This is a genomic window from Streptomyces sp. MB09-02B (genome assembly GCF_033794485.1).
Classification (GTDB): domain Bacteria; phylum Actinomycetota; class Actinomycetes; order Streptomycetales; family Streptomycetaceae; genus Streptomyces.
On sequence record NZ_JARGEE010000770.1, the window covers coordinates 1 to 2,077 of the forward strand.

Below are 2,077 nucleotides of genomic sequence, written 5' to 3' on the forward strand. Positions count from 1 at the left end.
CTACGCCGAGCAGGCGACGGCCGAACCGACGAACCTGAAACCCCGTCAACCCTCACTGACCAGCTGATCAGCACCTCTCGCGCAACGGGGGAACCTCAGCCCTGGTCCTGGTCGACCTCATGGACGGCCCGCAAAGCTGCTCCGAGCTGCGCCGGAGTGCCGGCGGCGTCAGCGACAAGATGCTCGCGCAGACCCTGCGCGACCTCGAAACCGGTGGACTGATCACCCGCACCGTGCTCACCAGCCGCCCACCCACGGTGCAGTACGACCTGACCGACCTCGCCCGCGGCGCCACCACCGCCACTCCGTCGGCAGGTCGTCGGCTACGCCCACGCCCGGGGCGGGGGGAGACCGGCACCCACGGCATCACTCCCCGCGCGCCCCCGCCTGACGGGTGACCGAGCGCAGCAGGGGGCGGCTCAATGCGCCCGCCGCCAGGATCCCGCCGACGCCGGCGGCGCAGCACACCGCGAGAACGGTCAGGCCGCGTGCGTCGAACGACGAGTCGCCGCCGGCCAGCATCATCGAGCCCCCGCACAGCAGCCCTGCCGCGACGGCCCCGCCGGCCAGCACCGTGACCGGGATGAGCGTCTCCCGGTTCCGGGCGCTGTCCAGGATCCGCAGCGGGGTTCCTGCCAGGTGCAGCAGGGCGTAGGTGCGGCGGCGGTCCAGGACGGCGGCGGCCGAGGTGATCCCGGCCGAGGTGATGGCGACGGCGAAGGTCACCACGAGTACCACCCGGGTGAGAGTGGTGAAGTCCTGGGTCAACCGGTTCTCGGACCAGTTCACTTCGGTGGTGGTGAGCGGGTACTGGTCGGGCAGCAGGCCGGTCAGCGCGGTGCGGGCGCGGTCCAGTTCGGCCGGGCCGCCGGAGACGGTGGCGGTGACCTGGCGGCTGTCGTACGGGGCCGTGGCCACGAAGCCGTCGTCCACGCCGACCACGGCGCTCACTCCGGCGGCTCGCAGACGCTGTTCGGCCTGTTTCCGCACCTGCGTCACCTCGTGGACCGGGGCCGCGACGGCAAGCTGGTCGGGCCGTCCACCCCATGGAGGAGGGGAGTCCAGGGTGAGCAGGGCGAAGAACCCGGCGACGAAACCGGCCAGGGTGAGCCCGGAGACGATCCGCCAGGCGGCCTTGGGATCGTCCAGAAGCCGGCGCCCGGCCAGCAGTGTCGCCGGCCGCTTGGCCAGGGCGGTGACGATCCTGCCGAGCAGCCGGACCACCCAGGGCCCGATCACGGCCAGCGCCAGGAAGACCGCGGCGAACGCGTACAACACCATGGAGTCGTCACTGCCGTACCGCTTGCCGATCCAGCCGTATCCGGCGACGACGGCCACAAAGACCACCGCCCGTACGGCGCTCGCTCCGCGGCTGCGGGAGCGGCGGGCCACGCCCAGCGGGCCGACGACCACCTGACGGAGTCCGGCGAGGGCGCTGACGACGACCAGCGCGATCACCCCGGCCGTCACCGCGAGCAGCGGTCGTGCGCCGATCCACAGGTCGGCCGTGTACCAGGCACCGCCCGCGAGCGACAGGCTCGCCTCCGCCGGCAGCAGCACCGCGTAGCCCACCACGCCGAGGAGCGCGCCCGCCGTTCCGGTCAGCAGCGCTTCGGCGGCCGTCAGCCCGGCGACCCGACCCGGCGTGGCACCGATCAGGCGGAGCGCGGCGAGCCGCTGGTCGCGTCGGGAGACCGACAGGCGCGCGGCGGAGGCCGCCAGCACCAGCAGCGGAACGATGACGAGGACCGCGGCGACGCGGGCCAGGGCCTCGTACGTCCTGCCCGCGCCGTCCGTGAGCGGCGTTCCGGTGAAGGAGGCGACACGGGTGGGAGAGACGATGTCGCCGGTCCGGCGCGCATCGGGCGCGCGCTCGGCGGTGACCGCCGGGTCTCCGGGGCGGTGTCCGACCACCGCGACGAGTTCCCCGGGGTGGGCCAGCCCCGCGCGCCCCAGGGTCCCGGTGGGGGTGCCGGGCACCGGGTGGCGGTCGGCGGGCAGCCGGTCGAGCAGGGCCCCGAGCTGACGCTTAATAAAATCTAGAGCTGCAAAAGAAAAGCCATATCAAAAACCCTAT

2 protein-coding genes are annotated in these 2,077 nt (G+C 73.2%); one reads left to right on the forward strand and one right to left on the reverse strand.

Annotated features, from left to right (window positions below):
- Positions 1-107: 107 nt before the first annotated feature.
- Positions 108-398, forward strand: coding sequence for a helix-turn-helix domain-containing protein (locus P1P70_RS43870; RefSeq protein WP_319247989.1), 291 nt, complete (start codon positions 108-110; stop codon positions 396-398).
- Here P1P70_RS43870 and P1P70_RS43875 read toward each other — a convergent pair.
- Positions 367-1,980 (reverse strand): ABC transporter permease, encoded by a 1,614-nt coding sequence (locus tag P1P70_RS43875; protein ID WP_319247987.1) that lies wholly within the window; start codon positions 1,978-1,980, stop codon positions 367-369. The two genes, P1P70_RS43870 and P1P70_RS43875, sit on opposite strands and share 32 nt — an antisense overlap.
- Positions 1,981-2,077 lie beyond the last annotated feature (97 nt).